At 68.1% G+C, this 7,211-nt stretch carries 5 protein-coding genes; 4 read left to right on the forward strand and 1 reads right to left on the reverse strand.

The features are described from left to right. Positions 1-169 precede the first annotated feature (169 nt). Positions 170-3,208, forward strand: coding sequence for a carbohydrate binding domain-containing protein (locus tag ACWDD7_RS07105; RefSeq protein WP_450456641.1), 3,039 nt, complete (start codon positions 170-172; stop codon positions 3,206-3,208). A 211-nt stretch (positions 3,209-3,419) separates the two neighbouring features. Here ACWDD7_RS07105 and ACWDD7_RS07110 read toward each other — a convergent pair whose 3' ends face one another. Then, positions 3,420-4,574, reverse strand: a complete 1,155-nt coding sequence (locus ACWDD7_RS07110; RefSeq protein ID WP_450456642.1) for a serine hydrolase domain-containing protein — start codon at positions 4,572-4,574, stop codon at positions 3,420-3,422. A 188-nt stretch (positions 4,575-4,762) separates the two neighbouring features. Between ACWDD7_RS07110 and ACWDD7_RS07115 the strand changes: the two genes are divergently transcribed. The 3 genes from ACWDD7_RS07115 to ACWDD7_RS07125 all read left to right on the forward strand — a co-directional run bounded on the left by ACWDD7_RS07115 (position 4,763) and on the right by ACWDD7_RS07125 (position 7,211). After that, positions 4,763-5,917, forward strand: a complete 1,155-nt coding sequence (locus ACWDD7_RS07115) for a histidine kinase (protein WP_450456643.1) — start codon at positions 4,763-4,765, stop codon at positions 5,915-5,917. Beyond that, entirely contained in the window at positions 5,905-6,549 is a 645-nt protein-coding gene (locus ACWDD7_RS07120) for a response regulator transcription factor (protein WP_351866988.1), read from the forward strand. The genes ACWDD7_RS07115 and ACWDD7_RS07120 overlap by 13 nt, the downstream gene beginning before the upstream one ends. Positions 6,550-6,833: 284 nt before the next feature. Beyond that, a complete protein-coding gene (locus tag ACWDD7_RS07125) occupies positions 6,834-7,211 on the forward strand; it encodes a nuclear transport factor 2 family protein (protein ID WP_351866991.1) in 378 nt (125 codons plus the stop codon).

Below are 7,211 nucleotides of genomic sequence, written 5' to 3' on the forward strand. Positions count from 1 at the left end.
TTGCAGCAATTTTCTCCTCTCCTTTCCTCTCGGTGAGGAGCTGCCGCTCGCCACGAAGCTGCGGCTCGCCAGGGCTCCCCGGCGGGAGATCCACACGGGGCAGCCTGCGCGGCCGCTCCGCCCTGTCGGTCACCGCGGCCTCGGCCGCGCGAACAGCTGGAGTCTTTGCGTGAGACGTTCCCTACGATGGCGTCTGAGACGGCCGCTTGCCGCGCTGCTTGCCGCCGTGGGCGCGGTCGTCCTGCTGACGGCGGCGCCTCGGGTCAGCAGCACGGTCACCGCATCCCCCGCGGCGGCGACGGCGGGCAACACGGCGACGGTGTTCTACTACACCAAGACCCGCAACTGGACCCAGTACTACCTGCATTACGCGCCCGACGGTGCGTCCTGGACCCAGGTGCCCGGCGTCGCGATGGACGCCGGGTGCACGGACTGGGTGAAGAAGACCGTGGACCTGGGGTCGGCCACGACCTGGCAGGCCACGTTCAACAACGGCAGCGGTACCTGGGACAACAACGGCGGGAAGAACTACGCCCTGGGCACGGGCACGATCACCGTCAAGGACGGGGTGATCGCGCACTCCGACCCGTGCGCGGGAGGTGACGGAGGCACCGGCACACCCACTCCGACCCCCACCGCCACGTCCGGCGGCACGGCGACGGTGTTCTACTACGCGCAGACCGTCGGCTGGTCGACGGTCAACCTGCACTACGCGCCGAACGGGGGCGCGTGGACGGCCGTCCCCGGGATCGGCATGGACCAGGTGTGCCCGGGGTGGTTCAGGAAGACCGTCGACCTCGGTGGGGCGTCCGGGCTGGCTGCCACGTTCAACAACGGCAACGGGACCTGGGACAACAACAACGGCGCCAACTACGCCCTGTCCACCGGCGTTTCCACGGTGAAGGACAAGGTGGTCACCGAGAACGCCGCGGACCCCTGCGCGTCCGTCGTGCCGGACACCACGCCGCCGACGGTCCCCACGGCGGTGAAGGCCACCGCCACGGACACCTCGATCGTGCTGACCTGGGACCCCTCGACCGATGACACCGGTGTCACCGGCTACCAGGTGACCCGTACCGGCGGCACCAAGGGCAGCCAGGTGACCACCGTCGGATCCACCGTGCTCAGCGAGTCGGGCCTGGAGGCGAACACCACCTACGCCTACACCGTGAAGGCCCTGGACGCCGCCGGCAACGTCTCGGCCGCCTCCGCCTCGGCGTCGGCGACCACCGGCAGCGCGCCGCCACCGGCGAAGCCGGGTACCCCGATCGGCACCGACCCGCGCAAGGACCCGATCTACTTCGTGCTCACCGCACGGTTCTACGACGGCGACAGCTCCAACAACCGCGGCGGCAACCAGGACGTGAAGTCCGGCAACGCCGCCAACAACGACCCCATGTTCCGGGGCGACTTCAAGGGCCTGGTGCAGAAGCTGGACTACATCAAGGCCCTGGGCTTCTCCGCGATCTGGATCACCCCGGTCGTCCTCAACCGCTCCGACTACGACTACCACGGCTACCACGGCTGGGACTTCTACCGTGTCGACCCGCGCCTGGAGTCGGCGGGCGCGTCGTACCAGGACCTGATCAACGCCGCGCACGCCAAGGGAATCAAGATCTACCAGGACGTCGTGTACAACCACAGCTCCCGCTGGGGCGCCAAGGGCCTGTACGTGCCGACCGTGTACGGGGTCCGGGACAGCCAGTGGTCCTGGTACTACGACCAGAAGCAGGACGGCTTCGAGTACGACGGCCTGACGATCGACCCCGCGACGGGCAAGTCGTACTACAACGGCGACCTGTGGTCCACCGCTGAACCGTCCGGGAACACCTGCATGAACTGGGGCACGCCCACCGGCCAGAAGAGCCCCGAGGGCTACACGCTCTACAACTGCCAGTGGCCGGGTCCCACCAACAAGCTCTTCCCCGCCTCGCTGTACCACCAGTGCTGGATCGGCAACTGGGAGGGCGAGGACTCCCGTTCCTGCTGGCTGGCCGACGACCTGGCCGACTTCAACACCGAGAACCCCACGGTGCAGAACTACCTGATCGGCGCGTACAACAAGTACATCGACATGGGCGTGGACGGTTTCCGCCTCGACACGGCCGTGCACATTCCACGGGTGACCTGGAACCGCCGCTTCCTGCCGGCGATCCAGCAGCGGGTGCTCCAGGACTGGGGGCAGGACAAGGCGCAGAACTTCTTCGTCTTCGGTGAGGTCGGGGCCTTCGTCAACGACAAGTGGAACCGCGGATCGGTCAACCACTCCGCGCAGTTCTACACCTGGAAGGAACGCAAGCAGTACACGGACGACGACGTCCAGGCGGCGCTCGACCAGTACACCTACGAGGAGCAGCTCGGCACGGCCAACCAGCCCACCTCCACCAACGCCTTCCTCCAGGGCAACAGCTACCACACCCCGGACCACTCGCAGTTCTCCGGCATGAACATCATCGACATGCGCATGCACATGAACTTCGGGGACGCGCACAACGCCTTCTTCAACGGCAAGGACTCCGACGACTCCACCAACGACGCCACGTACAACGTGGTCTACGTCGACAGCCACGACTACGGGCCCAACAAGTCGTCCGTGCGCTACGACGGCGGCCAGGACGCCTGGGCCGAGAACATGGCCCTGATGTGGACCTTCCGCGGCATCCCGACCCTCTACTACGGTTCGGAGATCCAGTTCCAGGCGGGCAAGACCATCGACTGCGGGCCCAGCTGCCCGCTGGCGACCACCGGCCGCGCCTACTACGGCGACCACCTGGAAGGCACGGTCACCGCCTCGGACTACGGCGTGGTCTCCGGCGCCTCCGGCGAGGTCGCCAACACCCTCGCGCAGCCGCTGGTCAAGCACCTGCAGCGGCTGAACATGATCCGGCGGGCCATTCCCGCGCTCCAGATGGGCCAGTACAGCACCGACGGCGTCAACGGCGGCATCTCCTTCAAACGCCGCTACACCGACGCCACCTCCGGGGTGGACAGCTTCGCCCTGGTCACCGTCACCGACGCGGCCACCTTCACCGGCATCCCCAACGGCCGCTACGTCGACGCCGTCACCGGCGACGTGCGCGACGTCACCGACGGCACCCTGTCCATCACCGCCCCCGGCAAGGGAGACATGCGGGTCTACGTCCTCGACCTGGGCGGCAAGAACGCCGCGCCCGGCAAGATCGGCACGGACGGCCCCTACCTCAAGTAGTCCCGCCTCCCCCCGATCCGTCCCCCACCCGGCCGTCCGGGTGGGGGACGGATCGGGGCTGCCCGATCTCCCGAACCATCCCGGGTTCGTGGCGGATCAGGATGACGCCGGATCCGCTGCGGGAGTGCGGACGCCGCCGTCGCCGCCCGGCCTTCCTGATTCCGGACCGTGCGCCGCGCAGATGTCGCGTACCCGCTCCATGCGGAGAACCTCAACGCCGCTGATGGTCGGCGTTCGGACTCGTGCACAGGGCGTCGTCGACCAGCTTGCTTTCGGCCTGTTCCACGTGCAGGACGTCGTCCGCCGATTGGGCGAACACGCCCGACAACGAGACCGTGACGCTGCGCCGGCCGTCGGCGGTGACACCGTCGGCGGTGATCCACCCGGAATCGCCGCCCTCGTGGCCCCAGTACCTGCCGCCGCACGACAGCGGGCGGGAGAAGAGCCCCAGCCCATCACGGACGCCCGGCATGAGCCGCTCGAACTCCTTGCTGACGGGGATGGTCTGTTTCATCTGCGTCAGCTGCGCCGGGGGCAGGAGCCGGCCGCCGAGCAGGGCACGGAAGAACCGGTTGATATCGGCGGTGGTGGAGACGAGTCCGGCCTCTCCGTTGGTGCCCGAGCCGACCTGCTCGGTGACGTCCACGGGCGGTTCGCCGGGCTCGAACCTTTGGTAGGTCTCGGCGTGTGGCTGGGGCAGCGTGGGAGAAGTACCCGGCCAGAAGGTGTGATCGAGGCCGAGCGGCCGGATGATCCGATCCTGTACCTCCTGATGCCAGGGGTGCCCGGTGGCCCGCTGGATGATCACGCCGAGCAGGACGTAGCCGGTATTGGAGTAATTCCAGTCCTTGCCGGGCTTGAAGTCCGGGCGGTGGCGCATCGCTCGGGCGACGGTCTGCTCGGGTGTGTAGGTGTCGTCGCGATGCTGGTGGAAGTTCTTCGCCGAGGTGTAGTCGGGGTAGTCGTCGTGGATGCCGCTGGTGTGCTGGAGCAGTTGGCGGATGGTGATCGCGCGGCCGTCGTTGCCGTTTCCGGACACCACGCCGGGCAGCCATCGCTCGACCGTGTCGTTCAGGGAGAGCTTGCCGTCGCCGGCGAGTTGCAGGATCACGGTGGCCACGAACGTCTTGGTGACGCTGGCTATCCGGAAGTGGCCGTTCGAGGGGACCGGCCGGCGGGCCGTCAGGTCGGCGACGCCGCTGGTGGCGGTCAGGTTCCGGCCGTCGGAGGTGACCAGGCGGGCCTGCACTCCCTTCACGCCGAGTGCGGTGATCGCGTCGGCGTCGCGCCGAAGCCGGGCCTGGCCGTCGTGGTGTCTGGCGGCGCTCGCGCCGGACGTGCAACTGGTGGAAAGGGTTCCGGCCATGATGGCGGCCAGCGCCAGGTTTCGTCGGATGGACCGGCCGCGTCGCCGTGGCGAACGAATCGGTGGAGTCGTCATGGGCGTTGACGCTAGGTCTGGCCGAGGTGCGCTGACGGTACCGCTCACCGGTGGGAAAAAGGGGTAGCGGGCTGTAGTGCCGGGCGCGACAGCCATGGCTCAGACTTTTGCGAATGAACTACCTTGAGGCCAGTCGCCTTTCGGCGATGTGGCGCGGTCTGGGATATCTGCTGGGAAGCCTGTTCACCGCTGCGGTCGCCCTGTTCGCGCTGCCCGTGCTCGTCGTCCCGAAGATGGCTCGCGCCTGGGCGTCGTTACATCGTCGCCGCGCCGACCAGCTACTGCTTTCTCCGTGTTCTGGTCCCGTCCGTGTCGGTACGTGGCGTGTTCTCGGGTGGCTGTGCACATGCATCGTGAGCAGTCTGGCGTTCGGGCTCGTCGTGGTGCTGTGCGCGGGTAACGCGGTGGCCACGGCCGTTACGGTGCCCTTGTGGTGGGCGTTGCCCGCCGGCACCCGCGCGGGCGGCTTCGCCGTCGGTGTTCCACTGTCCGGGTGGGGCACGGCGTTGACCCTGGGGACCGCGCAAATAGTCGTCTTCGCGGCCCTGACCTACTGGCTGGTTCCACTGCTGGCGCGCCTACACGCCCGGATCTGTGTCGCGTTGCTGTCCCCCTCGGCAGCCGAGAGGCTGGCGCAGCGTGTGGAGACGCTGACCGAGACGCGGGCCGGCGCCATGAACGCGCACGGCGCGGAACTCCGCCGGATCGAACGCGACCTGCACGACGGCACCCAGGCCCGGCTGGTGGCCATCGCGATGCGGCTGGGCGTGGCCCGTGAGTCGCTGAGCGAGGACCCCCAGCTGGTGGCCAGACTCCTGGAGGAAGCGCATGAGAGTACCGAGGAGGCCATGGCGGAGCTTCGTGCGGTGATCCGGACGATCTACCCGCCGATCCTCGCCGATCGCGGCCTCGCCGGGGCGCTGGCCGCGCTGGGGACCCGATCGGCGATCGACACCACCCTCGATATCGGCGACCTCGGCACGATCCCCGCCGCGGTCGAGGCCGTGGCCTACTTCACGATCGCCGAGGCGCTCACCAACGCTGCCAAGCACAGCCAGGCCACTCGGACCACCGTCCGCGTCGCACGCGACGGTGACCGGCTGTCGATCGAGGTCACCGACGACGGAGTCGGCGGCGCCGACGAGACGCTGGGTACCGGCATCGCCGGAATCCGCCACCGTGTCCTGGCGCTCGACGGCACCGTCCACATCCACAGTCCCAGCGGCGGCCCGACCACGATCACTGTGAGCCTGACGTGCGGGTCGTGATCGCCGAGGACAACGTCCTGCTGTCCAACGGGCTGGAACTCCTGCTGACCGCCAAGGGCTTTCACGTAGCCGCGATCACCCAGGACGCCCCCGGCTTCGTCGCTGCCGTCACCGAACACCGACCGGACGTCACCATCGTCGACGTACGGCTACCGCCGACCTTCCGCGACGAGGGCATCCACGCTGCCATCCACGCCCGCCGCCGGCACCCCGGCCTGCCCGTGCTCGTCCTCTCCCAGTACGTCGAGCAGCAGTACGCCGGCGAGCTGATCTCCGATGGACGCGGCGGCGTCGGCTACCTTCTCAAGGACCGGGTGAGCCGGGTGAGCGAGTTCATCGACGCGCTGCGGCGGGTCGCCGCCGGCGGTACCGTCATGGACCCCGAGGTGATCGGGCAGCTCCTCACCCGTCACGTCCACGACCCGATGGCCGCCCTCACGCCACGCGAACGCGAAGTTCTCGCCCTGATGGCCGAAGGAAAGGACAACGCCACGATCGCGGCCCGGCTCGTCATCACCGAGAACGCCGTCCACAAGCACATCGGCAACATCTTCGCCAAGCTCGGCCTCTCGCCGGCCGACAGCGGCCACCGCCGCGTCCTCGCAGTCCTCACCTATCTCAGCCGTCAGTAACCAAGTGGTTCGCCTTGGAGGTCATTCGGGGGTTGCCCCCGGAGCCGGCAGCGTGCTGTCGCTGTGTCAGATGCCGAAGGCGACGAGGTAAAGGCCGCAGGCACGATCCAATCGCGGGCCCAGGCCGCGAAGAAGACTTGACCCGGGCCGGCTGCACAGAAGTGCTGAACACTTACCCGAACGAGTGAAGATCGCTGTGCTCGTGCTGTGACCGGGATGGTTCACCGTGATCGGAAGGCGGCTCGTGGGACGAGCGCACGCGAAACGACTGGTATTACTGGGACATGCAGGAAGAGACCGCACGCTCCGCGATCGACACGTTCATCTCCGCGTTCAACGCCTCGAACGACAGTTATGTGACTGCCCTGCTCTCCCAGGCCCTGACCTCGGACGTGGTCTTCTGGGGACCGTTGGGTCGCAGCGAAGGAATCGCGGCGGTCGAGCGGTTCGTGCTGGACATCCGGCGCCACCCGGCGGGGACCGGCACGATGGTGCGCTGCTCAGCGGTGGACATGCCTGACGAATGGGCCCGGTACCAGTGGGTCTTCACCACGCCTGGTGGAGGCCCCCGCCTGGCGGGAACGGACGTCGTCCATCTGCGAAGGAGCCTCATCGACCAGGTCATCGTCTTCGCGGGGGAGATCGAGCCCTTCGCCTCCTGA

It is taken from the genome of Streptomyces sp. NPDC001056 (assembly GCF_053598955.1).

Coding starts and splice junctions, on each gene's coding strand:
- ACWDD7_RS07110 (WP_450456642.1), bottom strand. CDS start 4,574: ATGGCCGGAACCCTTTCCACCAGTTGCACGTCCGGCGCGAGCGCCGCC.
- ACWDD7_RS07115 (WP_450456643.1), top strand. CDS start 4,763: ATGAACTACCTTGAGGCCAGTCGCCTTTCGGCGATGTGGCGCGGTCTG.
- ACWDD7_RS07125 (WP_351866991.1), top strand. CDS start 6,834: ATGCAGGAAGAGACCGCACGCTCCGCGATCGACACGTTCATCTCCGCG.